The 26,359-nt window shown below is 49.7% G+C and carries 21 protein-coding genes; 17 read left to right on the forward strand and 4 right to left on the reverse strand.

Going from position 1 to position 26,359, the window contains the following annotated elements:
• Positions 1 to 71: 71 nt before the first annotated feature.
• The 7 genes from OM95_RS14810 (at position 72) to OM95_RS14840 (ending at position 6,183) form a co-directional block, all read left to right on the forward strand.
• Entirely contained in the window at positions 72 to 1,127 is a 1,056-nt protein-coding gene (locus tag OM95_RS14810) for an alkene reductase (RefSeq protein WP_041875446.1), read from the forward strand.
• A 189-nt stretch (positions 1,128 to 1,316) separates the two neighbouring features.
• The gene (locus OM95_RS14815) at positions 1,317 to 1,646 is read left to right on the forward strand and encodes a hypothetical protein (protein WP_291516546.1); all 330 of its coding nucleotides are present in this window, start codon (positions 1,317 to 1,319) and stop codon (positions 1,644 to 1,646) included.
• Between the two features lie 101 nt (positions 1,647 to 1,747).
• Positions 1,748 to 2,752, forward strand: coding sequence for a zinc-binding dehydrogenase (locus OM95_RS14820; protein WP_041875451.1), 1,005 nt, complete (start codon positions 1,748 to 1,750; stop codon positions 2,750 to 2,752).
• A 109-nt stretch (positions 2,753 to 2,861) separates the two neighbouring features.
• Positions 2,862 to 3,365, forward strand: coding sequence for a hypothetical protein (locus tag OM95_RS14825; RefSeq protein ID WP_041875454.1), 504 nt, complete (start codon positions 2,862 to 2,864; stop codon positions 3,363 to 3,365).
• A gap of 78 nt (positions 3,366 to 3,443) precedes the next feature.
• Entirely contained in the window at positions 3,444 to 4,142 is a 699-nt protein-coding gene (locus tag OM95_RS14830; RefSeq protein ID WP_041875456.1) for a metalloregulator ArsR/SmtB family transcription factor, read from the forward strand.
• Positions 4,139 to 5,290, forward strand: a complete 1,152-nt coding sequence (locus OM95_RS14835) for a cytochrome c biogenesis protein CcdA (protein WP_041875458.1) — start codon at positions 4,139 to 4,141, stop codon at positions 5,288 to 5,290. The genes OM95_RS14830 and OM95_RS14835 overlap by 4 nt, the downstream gene beginning before the upstream one ends.
• A gap of 122 nt (positions 5,291 to 5,412) precedes the next feature.
• A complete protein-coding gene (locus OM95_RS14840) occupies positions 5,413 to 6,183 on the forward strand; it encodes an SDR family oxidoreductase (RefSeq protein ID WP_041875461.1) in 771 nt (256 codons plus the stop codon).
• 183 nt (positions 6,184 to 6,366) lie between these two features.
• On the opposite strand, the gene OM95_RS14845 is transcribed toward OM95_RS14840, so the two are convergent.
• Entirely contained in the window at positions 6,367 to 7,197 is an 831-nt protein-coding gene (locus tag OM95_RS14845) for an alcohol dehydrogenase catalytic domain-containing protein (protein WP_291516549.1), read from the reverse strand.
• Positions 7,198 to 7,319: 122 nt separating this feature from the next.
• Between OM95_RS14845 and OM95_RS14850 the strand changes: the two genes are divergently transcribed.
• Positions 7,320 to 7,931, forward strand: coding sequence for an AAA family ATPase (locus OM95_RS14850; protein ID WP_041875463.1), 612 nt, complete (start codon positions 7,320 to 7,322; stop codon positions 7,929 to 7,931).
• A gap of 4 nt (positions 7,932 to 7,935) precedes the next feature.
• Positions 7,936 to 8,631: a PfkB family carbohydrate kinase gene (locus OM95_RS14855; protein ID WP_291516551.1), complete on the forward strand. Its 696-nt coding sequence runs from the start codon at positions 7,936 to 7,938 to the stop codon at positions 8,629 to 8,631.
• Here OM95_RS14855 and OM95_RS17425 read toward each other — a convergent pair.
• The 3 genes from OM95_RS17425 to OM95_RS14865 all read right to left on the reverse strand — a co-directional run bounded on the left by OM95_RS17425 (position 8,586) and on the right by OM95_RS14865 (position 10,049).
• Entirely contained in the window at positions 8,586 to 8,759 is a 174-nt protein-coding gene (locus tag OM95_RS17425) for a hypothetical protein (RefSeq protein WP_291516553.1), read from the reverse strand. The two genes, OM95_RS14855 and OM95_RS17425, sit on opposite strands and share 46 nt — an antisense overlap.
• Positions 8,760 to 8,767: 8 nt before the next feature.
• A complete protein-coding gene (locus OM95_RS14860; protein WP_041875466.1) occupies positions 8,768 to 9,244 on the reverse strand; it encodes a hypothetical protein in 477 nt (158 codons plus the stop codon).
• A 121-nt stretch (positions 9,245 to 9,365) separates the two neighbouring features.
• On the reverse strand, positions 9,366 to 10,049 hold the full coding sequence (locus tag OM95_RS14865) for a hypothetical protein (protein WP_291516555.1): 684 nt from the start codon (positions 10,047 to 10,049) through the stop codon (positions 9,366 to 9,368).
• Between the two features lie 344 nt (positions 10,050 to 10,393).
• Here OM95_RS14865 and OM95_RS14870 point away from each other — a divergent pair, with 344 nt between their 5' ends.
• From OM95_RS14870 to OM95_RS14905, 8 genes are all read left to right on the forward strand, one after another.
• Positions 10,394 to 10,717, forward strand: a complete 324-nt coding sequence (locus OM95_RS14870) for a hypothetical protein (protein ID WP_041875471.1) — start codon at positions 10,394 to 10,396, stop codon at positions 10,715 to 10,717.
• Positions 10,718 to 10,723: 6 nt separating this feature from the next.
• On the forward strand, positions 10,724 to 14,947 hold the full coding sequence (locus tag OM95_RS14875) for a hypothetical protein (RefSeq protein WP_041875474.1): 4,224 nt from the start codon (positions 10,724 to 10,726) through the stop codon (positions 14,945 to 14,947).
• Between the two features lie 42 nt (positions 14,948 to 14,989).
• Positions 14,990 to 15,745: a LamG domain-containing protein gene (locus OM95_RS14880; protein WP_291516557.1), complete on the forward strand. Its 756-nt coding sequence runs from the start codon at positions 14,990 to 14,992 to the stop codon at positions 15,743 to 15,745.
• Positions 15,746 to 15,918: 173 nt separating this feature from the next.
• Complete coding sequence (locus OM95_RS14885; RefSeq protein WP_041875479.1) at positions 15,919 to 16,662, forward strand: TIGR02147 family protein; 744 nt, start codon at positions 15,919 to 15,921, stop codon at positions 16,660 to 16,662.
• The gene (locus OM95_RS14890) at positions 16,625 to 17,779 is read left to right on the forward strand and encodes a hypothetical protein (RefSeq protein WP_041875481.1); all 1,155 of its coding nucleotides are present in this window, start codon (positions 16,625 to 16,627) and stop codon (positions 17,777 to 17,779) included. The genes OM95_RS14885 and OM95_RS14890 overlap by 38 nt, the downstream gene beginning before the upstream one ends.
• A 130-nt stretch (positions 17,780 to 17,909) precedes the next feature.
• Positions 17,910 to 18,233 carry a KH domain-containing protein gene (locus OM95_RS14895; RefSeq protein WP_291516561.1) on the forward strand — a complete coding sequence of 108 codons (324 nt, stop codon included), beginning with the start codon at positions 17,910 to 17,912 and terminating at the stop codon, positions 18,231 to 18,233.
• Between the two features lie 167 nt (positions 18,234 to 18,400).
• Positions 18,401 to 22,774 (forward strand): hypothetical protein, encoded by a 4,374-nt coding sequence (locus OM95_RS14900; RefSeq protein WP_041875483.1) that lies wholly within the window; start codon positions 18,401 to 18,403, stop codon positions 22,772 to 22,774.
• A 10-nt stretch (positions 22,775 to 22,784) separates the two neighbouring features.
• A complete protein-coding gene (locus OM95_RS14905; RefSeq protein WP_041875486.1) occupies positions 22,785 to 26,204 on the forward strand; it encodes a hypothetical protein in 3,420 nt (1,139 codons plus the stop codon).
• Positions 26,205 to 26,359 lie beyond the last annotated feature (155 nt).

Here is a 26,359-nt window from a genome sequence, read left to right on the forward strand (position 1 = left end):
GAATTATATTGTAACAATTATAGTTGCATTATATGATGGTCAGCAAAGTTTGCTTTTGCTGAGGAGTCTGCATGTCAGTTCTATTTGAACCCTTAAAGTTGGGGCCCTTGAATTTAAAAAATCGTATTATCATGGCGCCTTTGACTCGATCCCGAGCGATCGGCGAGGGGCGTGTCCCCAATGACCTAATGGTAAAATACTACGAACAACGTGCGTCCGCAGGCCTGATTCTATCAGAAGCAACAGCGGTGACGCCGATGGGGGTCGGTTACGCCCACACACCGGGCATCTGGTCTAAAGAGCAAGTGAGCGCTTGGAAGAAAATTACTGACGCCGTCCATGCCAAAGGGGGCGTTATTTTTATGCAGTTGTGGCATGTCGGTCGTATTTCTGATCCGATCCATTTAAATGGTGAATTGCCGGTAGCGCCTTCTGCCATCAAACCCAAGGGGCATGTCAGTCTGGTGCGCCCGGTGAAAGAATATGTGACCCCCAGAGCTTTAGAATTGCATGAAATCAAAGAGATCATTCAGGCCTACAAACAAGGCGCGCAAAATGCGAAAGAGGCTGGCTTTGACGGAGTTGAACTGCATGCGGCGAACGGGTATCTGATCGATCAATTTCTTCAAGATGGCACGAACAAGCGCACTGACGAATATGGTGGATCAATTGAAAATCGCGCGCGATTTCTTTTAGAGATCACGGACGCGGTAATTGCTGTTTGGGGCGCAGAGCGTGTAGGAGTGCATCTGGCTCCTCGTCGGGATTCTCATGATATGGGGGATTCTACGCCCGCAGAAACCTTTGGCTATGTTGCCGAAGAACTGAATAAAAGACAGATCGCATTTATTTTCACTCGCGAATACGAAGGCGCTGATGGTTTGACTCCTTTGATTCGCAAAAAATTCCATGGCGTTCTGATCGCAAATGAAAAGCTGTCTAAAGAAAGCGCTGAAAAGCTGCTTTTGAGTCAAGCTGCTGATGCGGTGGCTTTTGGTCGCTGGTTCATTGCCAATCCGGATTTGCCGCAACGTCTTTTGCTGAATGCCCCATTAAATGAATTGAATTTGCAGACGTTGTATTCTTCAGGCGCGGAAGGGTATACGGACTATCCTTTTCTGGCGTAAGTTTTCTTCAAGAAAAACCTTTGCAAAGGCAAGGGTTTTTCCATCTGTCGATTCAGATCCTGTCGCAGAGAGTTTGGCGTCGACAAGCTTGCAAAAATAAAATGCTCAAACATCATTCCTCCGCTGCTCGTGGCAAGTTTTTTGAAAGAAAATGCGGTAAAAGATCTTATCGATTTTAAAGGAGATGTTATGAAGTCCGTGCTAGCCATTTTTGTTCTTCTTTTTTCCGTTTCGTCTTTTGCGGCTGATTCTTGCGAAAATCATGCGAAAGCCGCGGCGATTCGACTTTATAAAAAAGTCGCTGGGGCTGTTCAAGGTTCCGAGGGGATACACTATTGGTCTGCGAAGATCGATGGTTGGAACAATCCTTTTCTTTATAAAGTCACTATTGCCGACAGTAATGAAGACGGAGATACTTGGCAAATTGACTACGAGGTCAAAATCGAAGATCGCGCCGGCCAATGCCAAACGCTTTCTGTCACAGAAGTGGACAGTCGCTATCGAACACCTTATCTATAAAAGGCCCACACATACGACTAGTATTTTAACATTCTGTTTTGCACAGCTTTTGGTTTTCGGTTTTGAGAGCTAAATTAGAGTCCTCACTGAGGAGGACTCTCATGTTTGCAGCCCGTTATGTTCCTGGCGAAAAAAAACTTTTACTCACGGATGTTCCAAAGCCTAAACCAGGCCCCCGAGATGTGCTTTTAAAGATTCGGGCGGCAGGGATTTGTCATTCTGACTTGCATGTCCTGGCCGGGGAAGTTCCTTTTCCTAACTCTTTCACTATGGGGCACGAGGCCTGTGGCGAAGTCGTCGAGAAAGGAAGTGACGTGACTTCCGAAATTAAAACGGGCGTTCTTTATGCCGTTCATGGCCCGAATCCATGTGGTGATTGCACCTACTGTCGCACAGGATTTGATAACCTGTGTAACGGACCGGGGCGAACATTTGTTGGCTTAGGTCAAGACGGCGCTTATGCAGACTATTTGGTCGTGCCTGCAAGAAATATCGTTGAGGTGCCTCCGGGTATTTCACCTGAGATCGCGGCGGTCGCCACGGATGCCGTTTTAACACCTTATCACGCAATAAAATCTTTGGGCGAAGTGAAGACCAACTCCAAAGTATTGGTTATCGGTCTTGGCGGTCTAGGGATGAACGGCGTGCAAGTGGCTGTTGCCTTGGGTGCAAAAGTCACGGCGACTGATTTAAAATCTTCGGCACTGGATCTGGCCAAAGAATTTGGCGCCAGTGAAGTCGTGAATTCAAAAGAGATGGACAATAAGCTAAAACCAGCTTCGTTCGACGTCGTCGTTGATTTTGTGGGAAGGGATTCTACTTTTACCCAAGCACAAACCTATGTCCGTCCCGGAGGAACCATTGTTTTGGTTGGATTGGGCTCGGCGCAGGTCCCGGTGCTGACAGCCCCCATGATCACTTATCAGGTCCGTGTGCAAGGGGCTTTCTGGGGAACACATCAAGAAATGCACGAAATTTTCCAATTGATTGCCGAGGGAAAAATCAAACCACAAGTCGAGACAGCCCCCATGAAAGACGTCAACCACTGGTTGGAAGAATTGGAAGCCGGTCGGGTGAAGTCCCGCATGGCTTTGTTGCCGTCATGAGTTTTTCGTGAAATAAGTATGTCAGTCACTTCTTGGTCAGTAACTTGTCCGAAAGTGATCTAGAACTGACCGACGAAGGAAAAATCGTCGGTCTTAATCGGGCCGTCGCATGAAACCACCAATCGACAATCTTATGTGGATCGAAGAACTTTTGCCGCCAGGCTACGACTGTATGCCGAAGCAGGGTGGGATGGCTTACTACTTGGATATGAAGCTAGTCCTTATTTTGGTTGAACGACGGGGACTTTATGAGCATAAGGGCGTCCGTTATCCCTTTGAACTTTGGAATGGCTGCATTATTCCTGTTGAAAAAAAAGCCCAGAACGCCTTCTTTCTTAAGTATCTGTTTTTGGAGAATCATCCGGCCAATAAGGACTGGCTTTATATTCCCGCCGAGTCCGAAAACTTCGAAGAAGAAGTGAAGTTACTGATACGTGAGATCGCGCGGGGCAATCCCTTGCTGGGTCTCGCCGTGAAACAGTCTGAACTTTCGCGATCCGAAAAATCCAGTGAATTGCCGCCCAAGAAGGTTCGGAAGAAAGCCAGGACCGATAAGAAAGGTGAAAACGCCTTTCTTCTATCTGTCGCGAAGAAGCAGCGATCGTCAAGCTAAGTCACTGAGTTTACAAAGCCTTTTCAGTTAGAAGCAGCGCTCTTGACTATTCAAGAACTCTATTGAATACTTGAATATATGTCAAAACATGCAGTTTTTCTCAAGTCGTCCGCCCAAGCGAAAGAAGTTCGTAAAGAGATTTACGAGACTATCAGTCAGGTTGTATCGGCATTTGCGTCACCGGCGCGACTAAAAATCGTGCAGATTTTAGCTCAAGGTGAGTGCAGCGTCGAAGAACTGGCCCACGAAACTGGCGAGTCCGTCGCCAATGTTTCACAGCATTTGCAAAGATTGGCGCGAATGAAGATCGTCCGCTGCGAACGGCGGGGATTAAGCCGCATTTACAGTATTGGCAGTTCTCAGGTTCTTCGACTGTGGGAAGGTTTTCAGGATCTTGCCCAGGAGGTCGACGAGGAACTAAGCAATAAGGAACGCCTTTTGACGGACGCAGAGCTTCTTGCTGGGGAAACGCCTGCGGAAGTTTTCAAGTTGGTGGCAAAGCGAAAAGCTGTTTTGGTCGATGCGCGGTCTTCTAAAGAATCGGCGATGACCAAAGTCCCCGGGGCCTTAGCTATTCCTGCCGAGGATCTTGTTGATATAAAAAACTATCAGAATCTGGGATTATTAAAGTCGAAGCCGATTTATGTCTATTGTCGCGGACGATACTGTTCTTTAGCGAGCGAAGCTGTTCGTCATTTGCGTAGCCGGGGCTACAAAGCATTTCGCTTTCGCGAAAGTCCTTTCCAGCTTCAATTAATTCAAGGAGATAAAATATGACCCTCACCTGGTTAGGACTTTTTGTCGCAGGACTTGGAACCTTTATTTCTCCTTGTGTGCTGCCCATGGTCCCAGTGGTCGCGGCGAACTATATCATGACGGAAGGTTCCTCGAAGTATGCGCGGGTGCGCGCGACATTGCTTTTTGCCTTTGGCTTTCTTTTGACGTTCACTTTGATGGGTTTAAGCCTGCCCTTCGTGACAGATTTTTTGGGTGAATCCAAAGTTTATCTTTTGACGATTTCGGGAATAATTCTTTTGCTGTACGGTTTAAAGATGTCGGGCTTGGTCTTGAAGAACAGTGATCAATCCAAAATTTTTTCCTGGATGTCGCGTTCTGCTTTTTTGCCGGATTTAAAGAAGTACTTTCCTCAATCTCTTCATGGCTTTGTCTTTGGCGCCACATTCGGTTTAGCGTGGACGCCCTGTGTGGGACCTATTCTTGGGGGTGTGCTTGCTTACGTGGCGACTCAAGATAGATCGCTCACGGAAAGCGCCTTAATGATGCTAACGTTTGGAGCCGGTGTGGTGGCACCTTTTATCGCCCTCGCTTTTGGGGGAGAAATGGTTGCGGCAAAGTTAAAAGCTTTGCGCAAGCACCTTCCCAAAATCGAAGAGGCGACGGGATATGGCTTGATGATCTTGGGTGTCTTGATTTTGACGCAAAGTAATTTACCAGCGATTTTTGAATCTGAAAAAGCGGTGACCGAGATCGAGTTTGTGACCTCTACCGGAGACGTCGTGACTTTAAACAGCCCGCGCTTGGCCCCGCACAAACTTCTGTTCTTTCACACCGACACCTGTCCTATTTGTCATGCAATGGAGGCTTATCTTCCCGCCGTTGAAGCGGAATGCAATTCGCAGAATGTGCAAATTGTCCGCGTGAATGTGGGCCGTCCCGAAAATCAAAGAATTGCGGATTTGTTCAACGTTCGCGCGGTTCCTACAATCAGTCTGGTATCTCCGGATGGCAAAGAGTTGGCACATTCCGTGGGCTACCAAAGTGAAACGAAGTTGCGTCAGGGTTTGGAAATGATTCCGCAAACATCTTGCAGACACAAACCTGACCTGCAACCTCACAAAAAGATACACCCGGAATTTCCCGAAGGAAAAAGTTGTGCGGATGAGGGCCCAGGGCTGACCTGTTAGGACATTTTTCTTTGAAAATATGCAACATGGTCGTTGGCATCGTCTTCTTAATTCAGTTCCCTAAAACGACGAGTTGAACCATTTTTAATAATGGAAACTTATTCGGGAAACGGGGAGGAGACATGTCCAGCCTTGCGTATAACTATTCCGGCAAAGTCGTTCTGGTGACGGGAGCTGGTTCAGGAATTGGTCGGGCGACGGCCTTAGCCTTTGCGCAGGAGGGGGCTTGGGTGGCGGTGTCAGACGTGAATGAACAAAGCGGCATTGAGACGGTCAAATCCATTCTTGCCAATGGCGGAGACGCCACTTTTTTTCCTTGTGATGTTTCGCATCCCTCTTCCATACAGTCGATGTTGGAACACGTCGAAAGGCATATGGGCGGGCTTAGTTGCGCCTTCAACAATGCCGGTATAGAAGGCGACTCGGCTTTGTTGGCAGAGGTTTCCGATGCCAATTGGGAACGTGTCATCGCCACCAATCTTCGCAGTGTCTGGTTGTGCATGAAATACGAAATTTCCAGTATGCTCAAAAATGGCGCGGGGGCGATTGTAAATTGCGCGTCCGTTGCGGGCCTTGTGGGATTTAAAGCCTCGTCGCCCTATGTGGCCAGCAAACATGGCGTGATCGGTCTGACTAAAAGTGCCTCTTTAGAATACGCACCACAAAATATCAGGATCAATGCGGTTTGCCCCGGGGTCATTCGCACGCCGATGGTGGATCGCTTTGCCCAAAACAACCCGCAGGCTTTGCAGGAATTGCAAAAGGCAACGCCACTGGGAAGACTCGGAACGCCCGATGAAATCGCCATGGCTGTTTTGTGGCTTTGTTCCGATCAGGCTTCGTTTGTAACTGGTCATGCCCTGGCCGTGGATGGTGGCTGGACGGCGCAATAGTTTATGACGACGAGTCCTCCACGCGGAGAACGGCCGTGCCGTTGATGCGGTCAAGCTTCAAATCAAGAAGAGCTTGGTTGGCATCAGTGAAGTCATAGACGGTCACTTGCGGAATGATCTTATGGGTAAAAGCGAGCTGTAGAAACTCGACGCCATCTTTTCGTGTATTGGCGGTGACGGACCTTAAATCCCGTTCATAAAAAAGATGTTTTTCGTAATCGAGTTGCGGAATTTCGGAAAGATGAATTCCCGCAACAGCCAGAGTCCCCCGCGTTTTAGAGCTGATAAACTGTCTGGTACTAAATCTCCCGCAGGTGCAAAAAGAAGGGCGCTTTCTGCCGCCTCAGGAAGATCGGCAACCGTGGACCCCGCCCGGGAAGCTCCTAATTCCAAAGCCAGTTTCTGATGACTAAGAGCGCGGGTGACGACAGAGACGCGGCCTCCGAGTGCGAGAGCCAACTGCAACATAAGATGAGCCGAAGACCCAAAGCCAAGAATTAGAAGATGTTGGCCGGGTTGGAAGTTGCTGCGCTTTAACGCCCGGTATCCCACAATGCCCGCACACAAGAGGGGGGCCACGTGAACGGCGTCGAGATTTGCGGGTAGAGGATATACGAATTTCTCTGCCGCCACCATGTACTCGGCATAGCCCCCCTGAAGTTCATATCCGGTGAATTGAGGACGAAGACAAAGATTTTCTTTGTCTTCGCGACAGTACGAGCATTGACCACAAGTTCGCCCGAGCCAAGCCACACCGACGCGATCGCCGACTTTCAGACTATCGCAACCAGGCCCCAGTTGGTGCACGACTCCCACAACTTGGTGTCCCGGAATAATGGGCATTGTCGACGAGGCAAGATCACCTTCTATGACATGAAGATCGGTTCTACAAACAGCGCAACAGATCACCTTGATAAGAACTTCACCCACAGAGGGTTGCGGAATGGCCGTTTCAATCAGGGCAAGCGGACTTTGCTCTATCTTCGTATGCTTGTGTAAAATCAGGGCCTTCACGAAAACCTCCTGCGAGTATGTTCCCTCAATCGGCATTCCCCGCAACATGCTTCTTCACATTTTCAGTGGCTTTTGTGTCCGGAGTTTTTTCGATTTGGACAATAATGGTCTTGGAGGCGGATATGCCAAGAAAGGACTTTCGAATCGTTTTAACGGGAGGACCTGGCGGTGGGAAAACCACGGCCGTGGATTTGTACCGCCGAGAAATCGGTGACAAGGTTGTTGTGGTTCCCGAGTCCGCCACTCTTTTGTATTCGGGTGGTTTTCCTCGCTCTGTCCGTTCCGAGGTGAAGAAAGTCGCACAAAAGGCCATTTACCAAATTCAAGTCTGCCTGGAAGACGCCCAAGCCGTCGAATATGAACATCGCCTTCTTCTGTGTGACCGCGGGACTATTGATGGCGCGGCTTACTGGCCCGGAGAACCCGCAGACTTTTTTGATGCGTTAGGAACGACCTTTGAAAAAGAACTAGCCCGTTATGATGCGGTTCTATTTTTTGAGACGGCCGCAGTCGGGGGAATTTCCATTGAAGGCGGAAATCCGATTCGCATCGAATCTTTGGAGCTTGCTATTGAACTGAATCAAAAGTTGCGCGCGCTTTGGTCTCAGCATAGCAATTTTATTTTTATTGAGCATGACAAGTCTTTTCTTAAGAAAGTCTATAACGGCCTCTTCGAGCTGCAAAAGGTTGTTGGCGCCCATTTGTCCGCTAAGGCAGTCATTCAAGATGAGTAAGACTATGAAGGAAGCAATTCTTACCATCACTCCCAATCCCGCGTTGGATATCAGTGGATTTGTCAGAAAAATCAATGTGAACGAGAAAACCTACGTTCACGGAGAAAAAAGATCACCGGGAGGAAGCGCCATCAACGTGGCGCGCATTCTTCACCGTTTGCAGGTCCCGGTTCTGGCGTCGGGATTTTTAGGGGGAAGTATCGGGGAGGAAGTGCAAAAATTATTAGAGCTGGAAGGCGTGCAACAGCAGTTCATAAAAACAGAAGCTTCGACCAGGATTAATGTGACGATCGCGAATAAAAGTGATCATCGACAAACCCGCTTCAGCTTTGCCGGTCCCGAAATAAAAAACACTGAGATCCGGGAACTGATGAAAATAGTTTCAAAGCATCGCGGCGCTAAGACGTTGGTGGTGGGCGGTTCATTGCCGCCTCATTTTCAAGTTCAGGATTTGAATCGACTCATTCAGCGGGCCCAACAGCAGAAGATGGATGTCGTGGTTGATTGTCCGGGGCTGATCCTGAAGGAAATAAGGGCCTCTGGATTGTTGCTGATCAAACCCAATCTCGATGAGTTTCGAATTATGACGGGAAGTCGGGTGACAACAGTTTCTCAGGTTTTGAAAAAAGCTGGTGGACTTTTGCAGACGGCCTCTTACATCTGTGTTTCTTCCGTCGAGGAGGGCGCATCCTGGAAATGAATGTTGGTGGGAAGAATCACCATTTTTCCTTTCCAATGGAAACCAAGATGACCAAAGCTGGCATCCTGAAGCAGGCGAAGACAGTCCGAGTGCGATAGAACTTTTAAGTGACTGTGATAGATACTCATCCCGACTCCTAGCGCAGCGTATTTCCCGGAATTTCATAATTACGCAGCTTTTCATATAGATTTTTTTTATCTTCGCCGTACCCCACTATGCTTTGCAATTCCTCAAGGGCTGAAAACATAATATTCAGGCGTCGATTGTCGGCGGCAACGATGCGTTGAGTGAGTTCATTGATATCAGGAGAACTGAACTTATTGACGGCAGCTTCTTTGAATAGAAGGGATTTCATTTGTCCGATTTCTTTCCGAATTTGCCAAGATTGCGCGTATGTTCGTAAATAAAGAGTTTTCAATTTTTGTCTTTGCTCATCGGTTAAACCGGGAGCGGAAGAGAACACATCCGCAGCGCGCTGAACAATATCTTCTGGTGTATTGGCTTGCTGCTCGTCCTGAATTTTTCTATCCAGGGCTTGTTCATTGTCATAGGTCATGGTCTGACAACCTGCCAGAATTAGAAACGCGGTCGCCACAATGAGTGCTTTTTGCATTTTTGACTCCTTACTGTCTGTAAAAGCAAATTGTGAGCCATGAAAGAAGCAAAATAGAGGCTCGGCATTTTCATCGTGCGACAGAATGTCGTAACGTTGAGACATTTTGGCAGAGGCTTTGTTAGCGTGGTATCAGATTTATATTCACGACTCTTTCGCCTGGCCCCGGAAGGGATTCGATGAGTCGATTGTTGATAGAAAAGTTGAATTGGTATTTTTGCCGATTCACATCTTCGCCGGGGCGATACGTCTGATTCGCTTTCCCCGAATATTGATGGGCGAAGTTTTGTTCATAACCATCGTCGCCAGCGCCGTTGTTTCCTTCTCTTAAAAAGAATAAAGACGCAAAAGGATATTTTTCTATTTCAATCTTGCTTAGATCCATGCTTCCGGTTTCAAGAAGCTCTCGCCGAAATTCTTCCCATTCCGAATAAAAGTAAATCGCCGACATCGGCAGATGCACGGTGAATGGTTTCGACGAAAACTCGAAGTGCATGCGAATCGCATCTTTTATCGCCAGTGCATGACAGCCATTCATGGTGTCGGTACTGCCAAAGAATCCACCGACGATAGTAACCTCGTCGGCGCTCACGGGAAGATTGTGTTCACCGCCCTCAGAAAAAACTTCAAAATCAGGCGAGCGATCAGCGGTGTACCAGTGGTCCGAACCGAGAGGGCTGGGCTCACTGACCAAATAGACGACGGGGCGTCCTGTCGTTTTGAATTCTTGAACCAGTTCGTCAATGCCTGCGGCGGCAGATTTCTTTTCATCGAACTGGGTCGAGGCATGCACAACGATCAACATCGCCCGGTCTGATAACCGGTTTAAATTCTCTGAGCCCCACTTTGGCCGTATCAGGGCGTCCGAAGCAGGCTGACGGCTCGTCAGATGCTGGCAGCCAAGAATTGCAATAGAACAGAGAACTAGAGTCAGGAATTTCATTCTCGTCCTTATCGGTATTTTCGCGTGCATCGTGAGTGGCACTCTGTCGAGTCAGATTTCATCGGAATTTCAAGAGTGTAAGGTCCAGTCGCTCTGACTCACTCTAGAGCAAATTATGCGGCCATGCGCTCGTTCTTGTTCAAAAAAGAGAACAAGGGTACCGATAGCGTCTTTGTGAATGGAGTTCGTTTTTAATAAGGAAGTTTATGGACGTGTTTCAAAAGCGAGCAAACAAAAGTGAAAATAGAACGGCGTGGAAGATGCTGTCGGCATTTTTCACAGCGTTCATCTTATCCTCGTGCTCTATGCAGGCCAGCATTGTGGATCTTATAAGTCATGAGGAAGTCGTGATTCCGCAAAAAGTATCTGGCAATAAGGAAGTCGTTCCCGTCAGTCAGCAGGGAGTGGTGACGTCTTCGGGATACCGAGTTCAGTCTTCCGTCAGTTATTACAAAGGGCCCTCAGAGGTGCAAACCTCGCAAGGCTATCACGTTCGAACCAGTGTTCAATCCACCTTATTCAGGGAGTAAGCATTCATGATTAAACAATACTTACTGTTTCTGTTGGGTCTATTGTTTCTTCCGATGTCTTCCTGGGCGGGAGCGGTGATTACCTACCATGGTCGAATTGTGGATGCCGCGGGAAGACCTGTGGAAAGTTCCAACGTCACATTTACGGTCAGAATTTATAGTCCCAACCCTGACAAATGTCTTCTTTATGAGGAATCTCGAACACTGTCCATGAGCGGCAGTGACGGTGTTTTCGTGATTCCTATCGGCGATGGTTTCGGAGCCAGAACTGCGACCGACCCGGGCATTGTTATGGAGAAAGTCTTTTCAAACGACGGTTCTTACACCTTCAATACGGTCAACACTCCAAAATTGATCTGTCATAGTGGGACGTCTTATACACCAAATGCGTTGGATCAACGTCAGCTTTACGTCTCTTTTTCTGTGGATAGTGGGCCGGCGCAGGTTCTGCCACTTATGGATATCAATTTTGTGCCCTTAGCGGTCAACTCCTATGACACACAGAATGTGGGTGGTACTCCGGCGAGTTCCGTGCTTCGTCTTAGCAGTGGCACAGCCACCCCTTTAAGTACCGCCAACTTCACTGAACTTTTGAACTTACTCAATGGAAGTTCCTCACACTTTGAAAAGGCGGGGGAACTGGGTGGGGTCGCAGTTCCGGTTCTGGCAAATGGGCAGGTTTTGGGATGGAACGGCGGATGGACTGGTGTAACTCCGTTGACGAGTTACACTGAGACAGATCCGATGGTTAAGCCTTTCGCCAAAGCGGATCTTCCGACGTGTACGGCGAACTCATTCTTAAAGGACGATGGAAATGGAAATCTGATCTGTGCTTCCGTGAATGGAGCCAACGGCGGGACTGTCACAAGTGTGACGGCAGGAACTGGATTAAAGAACGTGACAAGTTCTGGAAACCCTATCACCGTTTCAGGAACCCTGGCCGTCGATGTGGGAACCGGTGCGAATCAGATTGTACAGTTGGATGGCGGTGGAAAATTGCCCGTGTTGGATGGTTCGCAGCTTTCCAATGTGACGGCTTCTGCCTTATCGAGTACGGCCAGTATTAACACCTCCGGCGCTATTGCCACCACGGGAAGTTTAAGCGGACAGCAGCTAACAACCACAGGCGATGCCCTGATCGGTGGTAATATTCAGACAACGAAGGATATTACCGCAAAAAGAATTTTTCTTTATGATCATTCGGGAAGTGGCCCGGGTTCTATTGGCGTTCAGGCCCCCAGTGATATCGCGGGCGCGGGTGGTACTAGTTATATTTTAACACTTCCCGAAAATAAAGGGACTGCAGGACAGGTGCTTGCAGCGAAGGACAGTAATGGTGTGTTAGAGTGGATTTCTCCAAATTCAGGTTCCGTCGCCAGTGTCACGGCGGCGGGAACAGCGGGGAATCCGCTTATCATTGGAGGTACGGCGACAGCACCGACTCTGGATATTCCTGTGGCCAACGGTACGACGAATGGATATTTGTCTTCTGCGGATTGGACGACCTTCAATAGTAAACAGGTCGCGGGAAGTTACATTACTTCGCTCAATGGTGATGTGACATCCAGTGGTTATTCCGCGGGATCCGTGACAGCTTCCATCACGAATAATGCTGTGACTTCTAGTAAAATTGCCGACGGTGCCGTAGGGCAAGTGACTAAAATCATTTCCAGTCCTGGTTCTGCCGGGACGAACAGATTGATTGCGACGGACACCACGACAGGCACAACTGTCATGGATTTCTATTGTTCCACCGTAGGTCATATTCTGAAGTGGACGGGAACGACAGGGTTTGGTTGTGCAGCGCTGAGTAGTGCAGATATTCCTTCTTTGGATGCGGCCAAGATAACCAGTGGAACTTTTGATACGGCAAGACTCGGCACCGGCACGGCGGATAATACCAAGTATCTGCGCGGCGATGGAACGTGGCAGACGTTGAGCACTTCTGATGCGACGAAGCTCCCTCTTGGGGGTGGGCAAATGTCGGGCGCTATCGATATGAACGGGAATAAGATCGTCAATGTCACGAACATTCCTTTCGTGGCTGCGGCACCAAGCTCAGGGCAGAACGGTCAATCACTGCGCTGGAACAATACCTCGTCTCAGTGGGAATGGTTCACAGCCGGCGAGTCCGGTGCGGGTGTTTTATCCGTGTCATCGGCGAATTCCGACATTTCTATAAGTGGCACAACGAATCCGATTTTAACTTTGAATTCTGGCACCTCGGGCGGAGCCGGTGATGCGAACAAAATTGCCAAGCTAGATGGCAGTGGAAAAATAAGTTCAGGCATGCTTCCAAGCATTGCCGCTTCGAACATCACAGGAACTATAGGTGTTGCTAACGGAGGCACGGGGCAAACCAGCTATGCGATTGGTGATCTGCTTTACGCTTCTTCCCCGACTTCCTTGTCTAAGTTGGCTGCGGGAACAAATGGATACTATTTAAAAAGCAATGGCCCTGGCGTTGCTCCCAGTTGGGAATCCATCAACTCAGGGACTGTGACCTCGGTGTCTGCCGCGGCAACCGCAGGAAATCCTCTTGTCGTGGGCGGCACTTCAGCGGCTCCGACCTTGGATCTTCCGAAGGCGACCAGTTCTGCCAATGGATATTTGTCCTCCGCCGATTGGACGACATTCAATTCCAAACAAGCCGCAGGAAACTATATCATGGCTTTGACCGGGGACGTGACGTCGTCGGGATTTTCCAGTGGCTCTGTGACCACAACAATTGCCAATAATGCTGTGACTTCGTCGAAGATTGCCGACGGGGCCGTAGCGTCTCTTGCAAAAGTTGTTGCTTCACCCGGGTCGGCGGGAACGAATAGATTGTTGGCCACGGATGCAACGACGGGAACGACCATCAATGATTTTTATTGTACCACCGTCGGTCATGTTCTGAAGTGGACGGGGACGACGGGTTTTGGTTGTGCTAGTTTGGTAAGTTCAGATATTGCGAACTTCAATGCGGATGTGGATGCGCGGATCACAGCACAAAAAGCCGCGGCAAATGGCATTGCCTCCTTAAATGCAAATTCACGGGTGCCCGTCGCTCAATTGGGATCAGGAACGGCGAACAACACGAAGGTTTTGTACGGTGATGGCACCTGGGGCGATTTACCCAGTGGCGGCACGGTGACAAGCGTGGGACTTAGCCTTCCCAGTATATTTTCTGTGACGAATTCTCCGGTCACAAACAGTGGGACGTTGACGGCGAGTCTGGCTTCGCAAGCGGCGAATACTTTTTTGGCGGCACCAGATGGAACCACCGGAGCCCCCACATTCAGAACGATTGCTTCTGCCGATTTACCGACAATTTCCATAGCTAAAGGCGGAACTGGTGCCACGACGGCAGCCGCGGCACGAACGAACTTAGAGTTAGGAACAGCAGCGACTGTGAACACTGGAAGTGCGGCGGGGAATATTCCTGTGTTGGGTACAGGTGGTCTGAGCGCCAATAAAATGTGTACGGCGGATGGAGCCGGCAGTGGAGTTATTTGTACCTCCAGCATCCCGACAGGATCTCAATGGGTGACGGCGGGAAGTGATATTTCCTACAGCACGGGTAACGTCGGAATTGGTATGACTGCCAATAGCTTTAATCGGCTCTCGGTGAACAATTCTGGAAGTAGCATAAAGACAGCAATTGGCGTTGCAAACCTGCAAACGCCCGGGGCCGTCGGATATGGAGCACGCTTAGGATTTATGCTAGCCACCTCGGGGAGTTCATGGAGCGGTTATACGTCGAGTATTGAAGCTGTGACGGAAGATGCCTCTGTAAGTACATTTTCGTCTTCGATGCGCTTTAATAACAGAGACGGGGGCGCGGATAGAGAAATCATGAGGCTGATGCCTGGAGGCAATGTCGGCATCGGAACCACGAATCCTACAGCGAAGCTGGATGTCGTTGGGCAAATGCGCACGCAGGTGGCCAATGCCGGTGCGCCGGCCGCCAATGCTCTGACGGTGAATTGGAACAACAGTAATATTCAGTATACTTCCGGTGATTGCGGCGGGGGCACAGCGGTGACCTATACCATGCAGAATCTGCTTGATGGTGGCGTTTACACACTGGTGATGACGGGCACCAATGGTGGCACCTGCACCTTCACCGATGGAACGAATACCTATAAGTTTCCAGCGACCGGCAGCAGTGTGACCTCGGGAAAAATGGCCACGTTTAGTTTTCTTCGTGTTGGATCGAATGTCTTTATTTCTTGGACGGAATACTAAAAGAGGAATGTCGTGAAAGAGCAATTGGTTCTAGGAAGATGTTTGCGGGATCTCTTTTGTGTTTTGATTTTTTTAGGAGCGACTTGGGGTGGTCATTCTGTGGTGGAAGCCAATCCCATGCAGATGCGTGTCTTTCATTCGACCAAGGGAGAGGATCCCTATTCGGGAAGTGTCGTGTTGGGATTGCACATGGATGGAGCCAACGGTGGCTCCACCTTTACTGATGTCAAAGGCAAAACGATCACTCTGACGGGATCTCCCACCACCAGTACAGCGCAAGTGAAGTACGGCACAGCCAGCGGACTGTTTGCGAAAGGTCATCGTCTGGTTTTGCCCACCAGTGCGGATTTCACATATAATGGAGATTTCACTATTGAGACCTGGGTCTATCCGACGGTCCTGCAAACCGCGTGGGGAATTTTTGACGCCAGAACCAACGGAGGAACCGCGGCGATGTACTGTATGGGTTTGGTGAATGTTGGGGGTGTTTACCGTTTGGAATATTTTAATGGGACCTCTTATAAAGCCACTTCCACTTCTGTGGCCATCAATACCTGGAGCCATGTTGCTATTGTTCGAAGCGGATCGACATTGAGTTTTTATGTTAATGGAGTCAAGGATTCGACCACGGCGACAATTGCGGCCACTCAAACAGGTGGTACGTCTCCTGTAATAGGAACTAAAGACGACGGCTTGGCCGGTTACGGTATCGTGGGCTACTTAGACGATTTCAGAATCACTAAAGGTGTCGCGCGATATACTGCGAATTTTACCCCTCCCAGCAAAGCCTTTCCCTGATTGATTTTGCGGTGGAAGGTTTCCTTTTGTTTTTTCTAAGGAATCGTTTTCCCGGGGATTCTACCGATGCCCATATTTCTTGCAACTAGTGCTCTGGCCGTGATAAGAGCGCTTTATATATGCTTTTTAGCGTAGGATCTTTGAACGGCGAAATAACTGTTGGGTGGAATTGAATGGATACTCCGGCTGATTTTCTTAAGTCCGTTTATCATGCAAGAAAGAGCAAGAATCATCGCTACTCTCTGAGAGCTTTTGCGGTGTCACTTGGGATTTCGTCAGGACGGCTGTCTGATATTTTAAATGGCCGACAGCGCATCTCGAATAAGGCGGCCGCAGCCCTGGCTAGCAAGCTGGGAGTCGATCGGGACCAACAAGAACTCTTCATTCAAGTCAGTCGAGCCTATAACGAACGAACTGAATACGTCGGCGAGGACACGATTTCTTTGGATCTAGAACAATTCAGACTGATTTCCGATCCGGTTTACTTCTATATTCTTTCGCTGCTAAAAACGACGGTGGCCGAGATGGGGGTTGAGCGCATCGCCGAACGCCTGGGTTACTCCTCGGAGGTGATTGGAACCGCCTTGGAAAATCTTGAAAAGCTGGGTTTTTTGGCGCGAAACGGGGGACGGTTGATTCCCAAATCCGCCAGCATCATCACCCCCACCGATATTCCTTCCGAAATCATCCGCGAGTCTCACAAAAAAAGAATTACCAAAGCCATAGAATCTTTGACTGAATCCTCTGTCTCTGAAAGAGATATCACCTCGATGACGATGGCCATTGACGTTAAAAAAATTCCTGAAGCCAAAAAGATGATTCGTCAGTTCCGAAGAAAGTTAAGTAAATTTTTAGAGGAGGGGGAGGCCTCGGAAGTTTATGATCTCAATATTCAACTTATCAAAATCAGTCGTTAAGGTCGGTCTCTTTCTCTTGATTGCGAGTCACGCGAACGCCGGCTATGAAGTCGGCAATGGTGGTGACGCACTTTTGTGTGACGACCGCGTTGTTCTTTTGGATCTGGACGAAGCCGGGGGTGTTCACTCCTTTCAATTGGAATCCATAACAGATCCTTTCGAACGCACTCAGGAACTATTAAAGGCTTGGCAGTTCCTAGATCCGCAACGATCAGCCCAATGGCTGCGAGAGCTGGAATACCTTAAGAATCATATTCGCTGGACTGCGGGCGGGGAATCCCTTGCGAATATTTCCGATGAAGGCCCGGTTAAAGTTCCGGTTGAATGTGCTTTGAACCAGGCTGCGGTGCAAAGTCGCGATCCCATCAATGACAGCTACACCTACGATTTCGATGCGCAAATCTGGAAGATGTTTGACGGGAACTCAAAGGCCGCTCTTTTAATTCACGAAGTCTTATTCAAGAATCTTTTAGACAGTCTGCCGGGGGCGCACTCCTATTTAATTCGTCCCATGGTTCGCGTGATCATGAGTGAAAACCCTCAGGACTATAATTTAGCACGTTATCTGAGTTTCTTAAGCAAGATTGGTTTTACTTACTATAATTACCAAGGCTGGCTTGTGGATTTGCACCAACCCTTTGTGGCCGACGACGGCGTCCTTCTGGAAGCCCAGGTCTTGCGGGACCTTAAACAAGAATGCTCTTGGAAATTGAAATACAATAAGGACAGAAATCTTACGACAGTCGTTGCGGGTGATTCTTGTCGAAGACCTTCATTCACAACCGCCGTTACTTTGCAGTCGGGACTTTTTCTTGAAGGACATTTTGTTCAGGTGCAGTATAAAAATGAACAACTGTATTCCGCATTGTCCGTTTATGGTGGGTTCGACATTGCTGATAAGGACGGGTCGGTCGTTGGTTCGGTCAGTTCCTTAATACGAAACTATCAGGTGTCCGTCACAAATGAAGAAGGCCAACGTCGAACTCGCATTTATGTCTGGACTCAGAAAGAGACAACGTGTTCAGATCTTATCTTCGGTGACTGGCAGCAATATCTTTCCTGCGATGCCGGGAAAAGCAATGAGAACAGCCGAATCTTTACACTGGAAATGAAATAGGCGGTAACCATCTTTGGGCCTGTTCTTCTAAGTGAAAGAGCAGAACTTGGTTCGTCGGCGAGCGCGGGTTTCGAAATGGTTTGAATCAGAATTCTTGATCAGCTTACGATTTTGGTAAGAGGGAGAATTCATGATTGTCATCAGAAAGACGAAAGCTCAATCAGAGGCACCACAGATCACTGACGAAGAAAGAAGTCTGGAAGTGCGCGAGGAGATTCGTGTCATCCTTGAAGATTTAATCAAAAGGATGGTTATTCAGGCTGATTCCGTCGTTGTGAAGGCCGAGATCGGCGCCAAGACCACCGTCTATCGAGTAGACTGTTCAAAAGAATGTATTGGATATCTTATCGGTGTTCGTGGACAAAACATCATGGCACTTCGCGGAGTCGTCAAAGCCCTGGCCGGCCGGCATAATATAAGGGCCATCATAGAAATTCCTTACTTCTCGCCATAGTCCTACCCCGGTTTAAAAAAATTTTTAAAAGGTCGCAATGAATCCCCGCTCTGACGGACCGTCAGAGCGAATATTTCCTCGCATCGATTGAGCCACCAAAATAACTCTCCGAACAGTATGTGGATATTTTTCGAATTTATGGGGACGTATTAGTGAGAGGTCGAATTATGAGCCCAAAAAAAGTTCTAATAGTTGCAGTGCTCGCGGTTCTTTTCGGTTCACTTGCATGGGCGACGCCCACCAATTTGACTTATCAGGGCCGCATCATTAAGTCGGATGGCCAGCCTTTAGAGTACGAAAACGTCAGCTTCGTTTTTCAGATCCTAAATCCCACGGGATCTTGTGTGATTTTTCAAGAGCAGGTTTACGGCTATAATATGGTGAACTCCAAAGGGGTTTTCGATGTTCCCATCGGTAAGGGGACTGTTCAGTATCCCTTAAGTGCCGGGGCCACGGCCTTAGCCGCTTTTAATAATAACGACCCATTCACCTGTGGCGTATGTTCTTCTTCCAGCGGTAGTTATAGTTGTAGTACGGGATCAGGAACTTACACACCGTTAACTGATGATGGACGCGTCCTGCGTGTGCATTTCTATGATGGGCAAGGATGGAGAACGATTTCCCCAGACAACGTGATTCGCTCGGTGCCGTTTGCGGGTTATGCGATCTCTGCCCAAAAGCTGGGGTCCTATTCTTCCTCTGACTTCTTAACAAAAATCGGCATTCCTACCTGTAATAGCGGAGAGTATTTAAGCTGGAATGGCAGTGTCATGTCTTGCGTAGCCGTTAGCGGGGCCTCCGGAGGCACCGTGACCAATGTGAGCAGCGCCAATAGTTATTTGACCGTCACAGACGCGGGCACCACTCCTGTTTTAACAGTCCATGTGGGAACCACGGCCAATACGGTGGCCGCCGGCAATGACTCGCGCTTTACCGATGCTCGAACTCCCACCGGTTCTGCCGGAGGAGATTTGGGAGGCAGCTACCCATCTCCGACCGTGGAAAAAATCAAAGGGCAGTCGATCAGTGCAACCGCCAGCGGACCGGGGCAAGTTCTGCGCTTTGATGGCGGAAGCTGGACGCCGGCTGCTTTAAAACTTTCGGATCTGGCCGGCGTTGCCGGAACTGTCGGAAGTGCTTTCAGTGTTTCAAGTTGTAGTGCGCATGAAACCTTAAATTGGTCTTCACTAACGGATTCCTTCACCTGTCAGGCCATTAACGGCTTGGATGCGGCGAAGGTCACAAGTGGGACTTTTGCGACGGCTCGTTTAGGAACGGGAACGGCAGATACGACAAAATATCTTCGCGGCGATGGAACGTGGCAGACTTTAAACACCTCAGACTCGACAAAACTTCCCTTAAGCGGTGGCCAGATGTCAGGTGACATCGACATGAATGGGCATAAAATCTTGAATGTCACCAACGTTCCGTTTGTGGCAGCGGCTCCCAGCTCGGGGCAAAATGGTCAGACTTTACGTTGGAACAATGTTTCGGGTGAGTGGGAATGGTTCACGGCGGGTGAATCCGGCGCCGGTGTTTTGTCGGTGTCTTCTGCTAATACAGATATAGGTGTCAGCGGTTCGGCGAATCCTATTTTAACTTTGAACTCTGCCACCTCAGGGGGGGCGGGGGACGCCAATAAGATCGCAAAATTAGATGGCAACGGTCGTTTGACTTCAGCGATGCTGCCGACGATGACCGCGAATAAAGCTCTCGTCTCAAACTCGAGTGGTGTGATCACCAGCTCTGCAGTGTCTGATGCAGAGCTCGGTTATCTTTCCGGAGTCTCTTCTTCTTTGCAAACGCAGTTGAACTCTAAGTTGTCGGCGACTGTGGCGTCGCCATCGGCAGGACAGGTCCTTCGTCATGATGGCTCCAACTGGGTGAATGCGACTCTGGGCTTTGCAGATCTTTCCGGTCAACCGACCACCTTAAGCGGTTATGGTATTACGGACGCGTTGAGTTCCACTTTGAATGATGGAAGTATTTTTGTCGGCAACGGATCTAATATCGCCACAGGCGTGACGATGTCGGGGGACGCCACTCTTAGCAATACCGGCGCTTTAACTTTAAAAAACACCGGAACCGCGGGAACCTACTATAAGGTGACGACGGATGCACAAGGCCGCGTGACGGCGGGGGCTGCATCCTTGGTGGCTGCGGATATTCCCTCTCTGGATTGGAGTAAAATCACGACGGGTAAACCCACAACCTTGGGTGGTTATGGAATTACTGACAGTGTTGTGAATGGCGGCGGCGTTGGCAAAATTACCGCCGGCCTTGAGGGCGCAGCTCCCGCAGGAAGTGCCACCGGAGATCTTTTCGTCGCAACGGATTCGCAAAAAATTTACCGATACAATGGAGCGACCTGGGATTTGATCAGCTCCGCCAGTGGATCCGGCGGAACGATCACAGGTGTGACCGCCGGCACAGGTCTTAGTGGCGGGGGCGCTAGTGGCGCCGTGACTTTGAACTTGGCCAACACGGCGGTGAGTGCGGGCTCGTATGGTTCAGCGACTCAAGTGGCCACATTTTCTGTGGATGCCCAGGGACGCTTAACCAGCGCGGGCCATGTGACTATCACTGGTACGGTGCCTGGCGGTTCGGCTGGTGGAGACCTTGGTGGAACCTATCCAAATCCAGCGGTGAATAAAATCAAAGGACAGACCGTGAGTGCGACTGCCACAACTGCCGGGCAAGTCCTTCGTTATGATGGGGGCGATTGGACTCCGGCGGCTTTGAAGCTCGCGGATCTTGCGGGTGTGGCGGGAACTGTCGGCAGTGCGTTCAGTGTTTCCAGTTGTAGCGCGAATGAGACTTTGAATTGGTCTTCATTGACGGATTCTTTCACTTGTCAGGCTATCAACGGTTTGGATGCTGCAAAAGTAACAACCGGAACTTTGGCGGTTGCCCGTTTAGGAACAGGTACTGCGGATAACACCAAATATCTTCGCGGTGATGGGACATGGCAAACGATCAGCACCTCGGATGCGACGAAGCTGCCACTAGCTGGTGGCCAGATGTCGGGTGATATCGACATGAACGGAAATAAAATTTTAAATGCGGCGAAGAATGTTCCCTCTGTGGGGACCGTGCCAAGCTCGGGTCAGAACGGTCAGTCGTTGCGTTGGAACAACACTTCCGGCCAGTGGGAATGGTTCACCGCAGGCGAATCCGGCGCTGGCGTGTTGTCCGTTTCTTCCGCCAATGCAGACATTTCTGTGAGCGGTTCCACGAGTCCTATTCTGACTTTGAATTCGGGCACAGCGGGTGGCGCGGGTGACGCCAATAAGATCGCCAAACTGGATGCCAGTGGTAAGTTGGCTTCGACAATGCTTCCGAATATTGCGGCTTCGAATATCACGGGTGTTCTTCCCATCGCGCATGGTGGAACGAATTCCTCTGCGACGTTGATTAACAATCGTATCATGGCCTCCAGTGGCGGAGCCATCATTGAAGCGGCCGCGATCACGGCGAACAAAGCTTTGATTTCTGACGGTAATGGTATTCCGACTGCATCTTCTGTCAGCCACACAGAGCTGGGCTATTTGTCAGGAGTGACTTCGTCCGTGCAAACACAACTCGATACAAAATTGTCGGCCACGGTGACGTCGCCTGCAACGGGGCAGGTGCTTCGCTATAGCGGAAGTGCCTGGGTGAATGCGGCAGTTAATGCGGCAACGGACCTCACTGGAACTTTGGCGATTGCCAATGGTGGTACCGGTGCGACAACAGCGGCGGCGGCTCGAACGAACTTAGGTTTGGGAACCTCTGCGACAGTGAATACGGGAAATGCCGCGGGAAATATTCCACTACTTGGTACCGGCGGATTGGTCGCGAATAAGATGTGTACCGCGGACTCGACTGGCAATGGTGTTATTTGTACCTCCACGATCCCGACTGGATCGCAATGGGTGACTGCGGGAAGTGATATATACTACAGCGCGGGACAGGTGGGCATTGGTCTTTCCAACCCCACAAATAAGCTTCAGGTTCACGAGGGGGATGTTCAGATAACGACCACTACCACGGGCGCGACCCAAAATGACGGTTTTATTATGGGGTACAACGGCAATGATTTTCGCATGGTAAATCGCCAGGTGGCGGGTTCGATTCAGATGGGTACAAACGGAAATTTAGATCAATTCACACTTACCACGGCTCCAGAAGGGGGCCGCATTGGTCTTGGTACGACCACACCACAGGTGAAATTAGACGTGGTCGGTGGAGCTGTCGTTTCGCGCACGAATATTATTAATTCCGGATCTATCGTAAATCTAACTTTGGCAAATAATCATCTTTTAAAATCCGTCGGCGGTGACGTTATCACGTTAGACAACATCGTGGATGGCGGAACTTATACTTTGGTTATATCCGACACCACGTCGCGCACCTACACTTTTTCAGGATGTACAAATTCCTATTTCAATCCTGCCAATGGCGCCACCGAAGCCGGCGCTCGTAGCACCTATACCATTTTAACTGTGCAAGATGGCGCCAACCTAGATTGTTATATTTCTTGGATGAGTGGATTCCAATAGGAGCAGCAACATGAAGCAAGGCACGTTCTTCAAAGCCATTTTTTGTTTCGGCATTCTCGGTGCTCTTTTCTTTTCACCACAAATTTTTGGTCAGGCCGCTGGGTCGATGCCATTTGGTTTTTTTTCACAGAAAGGAATTTTGTGGGGGCAGCCAATTCCCGGGATGAAAGCAGAGTGTTTTGCTGGGGAAGTCGGGAATGTTCTAAAGCTCAGTGACAACAGAACTCTGTTGTATGGCGGGTTTTCTACGGCGGGTCCCTGCACAGGGTCGGGGGTCTCGTTGGATTCTGGGACGGCAGCGCCCGTCAGCGGATTCGATGCATCGACGATGGCTGTTGATGGGCCCGTGTGGCATAGCGTCTCTGACGGAGCGGGCGGATGGTATATCGCCGGCGAATTTGAACACGTCGGTGGCATCCCTCGTAACGGGTTGGCGCATATCAATGGCAATGGCCAACTGGATCTGTCTTTTTTGCCACCTGCAAAAATTAGTGGATGGCAAATATATGCACTGGCTTTTGGTGGGGGACGCCTTTATGTCGGAGGCGTTGGCGACAAAGAAAGTCAGAATGGCGGCGTGCCCTTGAGTATGAGTGATGGCTTCTATATCAGACCGGAGTCTTCGTTTCAAAAGAGCGACTTCAATGGACATATCTACGCCGTCATCTCAGATGGCAATGGCGGGTGGTTTGTCGGAGGAGACTTTACTTCCTTTCAAGATGTCGATTTAGCAGGAGGGCTTGCTCATCTTCATGCCGACGGAACTCTGGATGAGGGGTTTGCTCCTGGAGTGAATGGGTACGTGAACGCGCTTTATCTCAGCGGCAGTACACTTTATGTCGGTGGAGCCTTTACAACCATTGCGGGTGTTTCAAGAGCGAATCTTGCCTCATTAAGTGCCGTCACCGGAGTGGCAACTTCCTGGGCCCCAGAGTCCAACGATTGGATCAATACCATAGCGGTTTCTGGTGCAACGGCCTATGTGGGCGGATGGTTTACGACAGTGGGTGGGGCTGCAAGAAATTACATGGCCGCCTTGGATACGACGACGGGTCTTGCCACATCGTGGAATCCGGATGCTGACGGGATCGTTTTATCCATCGCCGTTTCGGGATCCACAGTCTATGCCGGTGGTTGGTTCGAGGCTATTGGTGGCAGTTCTCGAAATCATATAGCCGCCCTTAATGCGACGACGGCCTTGGCGACCGCGTGGAATCCAAATGCCAATGACGGTGTTTCGTCCATCGCGGTTTCCGGTTCAACGGTCTATGTCGGCGGTTGGTTTAGCAGCATTGGTGGGGCCGCAAGAAATAGAATAGCCGCTTTAGATGTTACTACAGGCGTGGCGACTTCTTGGGACCCAGATGCGAACAGCGAAATTTTATCACTGGCAGTTTCTGGTTCGACAGTTTACGTAGGAGGATACTTTACCTCCATCGGTGGTGCGGCAAGAGAATATCTGGCGGCACTAGATACGGCAACGGGGCTTGCGACAGCCTGGAACCCGAACGCGGACGGTGGTGTGTACTCTATCGCTGTTTCGGGTTCGACAGTCTATGTTGGCGGAGAATTTAGTACTGCCGGATCGGATCCAAGGGTCGGATTAGCCGCCCTTGATAGCGCCACCGGAGCTCTAACATCATGGACTCCCGATCCCAATGGAAATATCGAAACGATCGCAGTTTCTGGTTCGACAGTTTATGCCGGAGGTCAGTTTAACGCCATTGGTGGCGCTTCCCGAAATCACATAGCCGCTTTAAATGCGACGACGGCCGTGGCGACAGCTTGGAATCCCAATCCTGATGGGACGACAGTGGATGTCATCACCGTCTCTGGTTCGACAGTTTATGTGGGCGGAAATTTTTCTACTATTGGTGGTGTTTTGCGACCGCTGTTAGCCGCTCTGGATACGACGACGGGTCTTGCCACTTCGTGGAATCCAGCGCCTAGTGGTCCCATTACCGAAATTTCAGTTTCTGGTTCCACAATTTATGTCAGTGGATATTTCTCGGTCATCGGTGGAGCTTCAAGAAATAATCTAGCAGCTTTGGATGTCACCACGGGTGTTGCCACGGACTGGGACCCAAACCCAAATGATGGAATCTCGGCATTTGCTGTCTCTGGCTCAACGATTTATGTGATTGGGTATTTCACCAGCATTGGTGGTGCTTCCAGAAGTAAAATAGCTGCGATCGACGCGACCACGGGACTTGCGACATCCTGGAATCCCAAACCTGCGGACCGGGACATTGCGTGTATTGCGGCCTCGGGTTCGTCTGTATACGTGGGCGGGGAATTCACCGTCATCGGGTCCGGACTTTCACGCAGTGGACTGGCCGTCATCGAGTCCTCGACAGGATTGCTCACAACCTGGAGCGCGCCCGATTTTTATAAAGTGGGCGATTACTTCTGGATCACCGATGTCGAAGTTCTTAGCTCTAAAATATTTGTCGGAGGATATTTTGATGCCGTGGGTGGAACCGCCAGAAGTAATCTTGTGGCCTTAGATGGAGTCTCTGGAAAGGTGACGGCGTGGGATCCGAATCCAAACGGAGATATTTGGCAAATGGAACGTCAGGGAAATACGCTTTATGTTCTGGGTGGTTTTAATACGATAGGCGGAGAAAACCGCTACACCTTAGCAGGAATTAATCTTGTTGGGGGAGGTATCACTGCTTGGGATCCTTCACCCAATGGACCGGCCGCAACAATGTTGGTTTCCGGATCAACTGTCTATGTGAGTGGATGGTTCACCAGTATGGGTGGGAGTTCGCGCAACTTATTGGCGTCTGTTGACGCGACCACCGGAGCCGTCTTGTCCTGGAACCCCGATCCGGATGGTGAGATTGCCCAAATGACTTTGGCGGCTTCGCAGATGTATGTAGTGGGCTCCTTTACCACCATTGGCGGGGTTTCAAGAAATGGGGTTGCGGCATTGGATGCCACGATGGGCTCGGGGGTCACGGGGTTCGATCCTGCATTGGATGCTGGAGAAATCAGGCAGGTTTGGGTGCAAGGATCTAAAATATACATCAGTTTCGACAGCGACGCTACGATGGTGGACGGGGTTCCGCGAAAGAATATGGCGTCGTTTGATACTGGCTCGGCGACTTTGAATTCTTGGGTGACACAGTTTAATTCCAGCTGTTCAGGATGCCGCTATGTTGTGGCTTCGACAGATTCTGCGATTTATCTGACAGGCCCATTTACCCAGGTGGGCGGTACTTACAGAAATGGCGTCGCGGCCGTTGATCCCGAGACGGGCGCTTTACTGCCTTGGAATGCGGATGTGAATGGGGCCTGGGGCATAAGCAGTATTAAATTGGTTGATGATCGTCTTTATCTTTTGGGGGCATTTACAACAATCAACGGTCAAGTTCGCGGCGGCTTTGGTGTTGTCGATCCTGTGACGGGAGCTTTATTATGGTAGAGAATATTAAAATACTAGTTAGAAGCTTCATGGTGATGAGCTTCCTTTTCGCAGGCCCGTCGTCTTATGCAGAAAAAAAAGATTCTGCTTTTAAAAAACAGTCATCAATGAGATCTCAACAAAAACAAATCAAGCGTTCGCCTGAGTGTCAGCAG

It is taken from the genome of Bdellovibrio sp. ArHS, from assembly GCF_000786105.1.
Taxonomy (GTDB): Bacteria; Bdellovibrionota; Bdellovibrionia; order Bdellovibrionales; family Bdellovibrionaceae; genus Bdellovibrio.

What these genes read in the sequence shown, in the direction of transcription:
- OM95_RS14810 (WP_041875446.1), top strand. Translation starts at nt 72, where the DNA reads ATGTCAGTTCTATTTGAACCCTTAAAGTTGGGGCCCTTGAATTTAAAA.
- OM95_RS14885 (WP_041875479.1), top strand. Translation starts at nt 15,919, where the DNA reads ATGGATACTCCGGCTGATTTTCTTAAGTCCGTTTATCATGCAAGAAAG.
- OM95_RS14875 (WP_041875474.1), top strand. Translation starts at nt 10,724, where the DNA reads ATGATTAAACAATACTTACTGTTTCTGTTGGGTCTATTGTTTCTTCCG.
- OM95_RS14860 (WP_041875466.1), bottom strand. Translation starts at nt 9,244, where the DNA reads ATGCAAAAAGCACTCATTGTGGCGACCGCGTTTCTAATTCTGGCAGGT.
- OM95_RS14825 (WP_041875454.1), top strand. Translation starts at nt 2,862, where the DNA reads ATGAAACCACCAATCGACAATCTTATGTGGATCGAAGAACTTTTGCCG.
- OM95_RS14895 (WP_291516561.1), top strand. Translation starts at nt 17,910, where the DNA reads ATGATTGTCATCAGAAAGACGAAAGCTCAATCAGAGGCACCACAGATC.
- OM95_RS14830 (WP_041875456.1), top strand. Translation starts at nt 3,444, where the DNA reads ATGTCAAAACATGCAGTTTTTCTCAAGTCGTCCGCCCAAGCGAAAGAA.
- OM95_RS14835 (WP_041875458.1), top strand. Translation starts at nt 4,139, where the DNA reads ATGACCCTCACCTGGTTAGGACTTTTTGTCGCAGGACTTGGAACCTTT.
- OM95_RS14855 (WP_291516551.1), top strand. Translation starts at nt 7,936, where the DNA reads ATGAAGGAAGCAATTCTTACCATCACTCCCAATCCCGCGTTGGATATC.
- OM95_RS14840 (WP_041875461.1), top strand. Translation starts at nt 5,413, where the DNA reads ATGTCCAGCCTTGCGTATAACTATTCCGGCAAAGTCGTTCTGGTGACG.
- OM95_RS14820 (WP_041875451.1), top strand. Translation starts at nt 1,748, where the DNA reads ATGTTTGCAGCCCGTTATGTTCCTGGCGAAAAAAAACTTTTACTCACG.
- OM95_RS14850 (WP_041875463.1), top strand. Translation starts at nt 7,320, where the DNA reads ATGCCAAGAAAGGACTTTCGAATCGTTTTAACGGGAGGACCTGGCGGT.
- OM95_RS14870 (WP_041875471.1), top strand. Translation starts at nt 10,394, where the DNA reads ATGGACGTGTTTCAAAAGCGAGCAAACAAAAGTGAAAATAGAACGGCG.
- OM95_RS14890 (WP_041875481.1), top strand. Translation starts at nt 16,625, where the DNA reads ATGATCTCAATATTCAACTTATCAAAATCAGTCGTTAAGGTCGGTCTC.
- OM95_RS14865 (WP_291516555.1), bottom strand. Translation starts at nt 10,049, where the DNA reads ATGTTGATCGTTGTGCATGCCTCGACCCAGTTCGATGAAAAGAAATCT.
- OM95_RS14900 (WP_041875483.1), top strand. Translation starts at nt 18,401, where the DNA reads ATGAGCCCAAAAAAAGTTCTAATAGTTGCAGTGCTCGCGGTTCTTTTC.
- OM95_RS14815 (WP_291516546.1), top strand. Translation starts at nt 1,317, where the DNA reads ATGAAGTCCGTGCTAGCCATTTTTGTTCTTCTTTTTTCCGTTTCGTCT.
- OM95_RS14905 (WP_041875486.1), top strand. Translation starts at nt 22,785, where the DNA reads ATGAAGCAAGGCACGTTCTTCAAAGCCATTTTTTGTTTCGGCATTCTC.
- OM95_RS17425 (WP_291516553.1), bottom strand. Translation starts at nt 8,759, where the DNA reads ATGAGTATCTATCACAGTCACTTAAAAGTTCTATCGCACTCGGACTGT.